We start from the raw sequence: 626 nt of genomic DNA on the forward strand, positions 1-626 counted from the left end.
ACGGTTTGGTCTATCTTGTGCAGCGGCACACCAAACGCCCGTGCAATATCGGCTATTGTCCAGCCCAATTGCTCAATCAACTGGGCATCAGTGGCATTCACAGGAGAGAAAGCAATGTACTTCAATTCACCCGCCGTAACGGCCAAATTGCCTGCTTTTTGCCCTTTAAAGGTCTGGTTAAGGTGCTTACCCAATTCATCCACTTTTTCTTTGTCTGCGCCATCCACAGTCATAATCAAGCCACTGGGTTTACCGGAATTGGCAAATACATTGGTGCTGTTTTCTTGAATATGTGCAGCCATGGTTCCGCTGGTCGCACAAGCAAATAAGGGTGAAACCCCTACCAATGGATGCCACAGGCAATTAGAGCGGTCATGCAATACCTGGCTGGCTGGGTAAATATCGCCAGCGCCTGTACCGGCCAGCTTATCGGCTGATACCTGATAAAACACACTGCCATCATCGGCCAGCATCGGGTAAACATTGCGTGGGTCTAATACATGCAAGCCATTGCCTTTGTTCAAAATATAGGCATTGCCCCACATCAACTTAGATCGTAACCACTGTTCAATAAATTGCTGGAATGTCTGGTACCCATTAGGGTGTTTTAGCCCCTCTGGCTGCTT

General features: G+C 48.2%; 1 protein-coding gene. It reads right to left on the reverse strand.

What is annotated here, in order from left to right:
- On the reverse strand, positions 1-548 hold a 548-nt coding region (locus A2F46_RS11780), incomplete at its 3' end, for a phage portal protein (protein ID WP_369796347.1).
- Positions 549-626 lie beyond the last annotated feature (78 nt).

It is taken from the genome of Snodgrassella sp. CFCC 13594 (assembly GCF_001590725.1).
Taxonomy (GTDB): Bacteria; Pseudomonadota; Gammaproteobacteria; order Burkholderiales; family Neisseriaceae; genus Snodgrassella.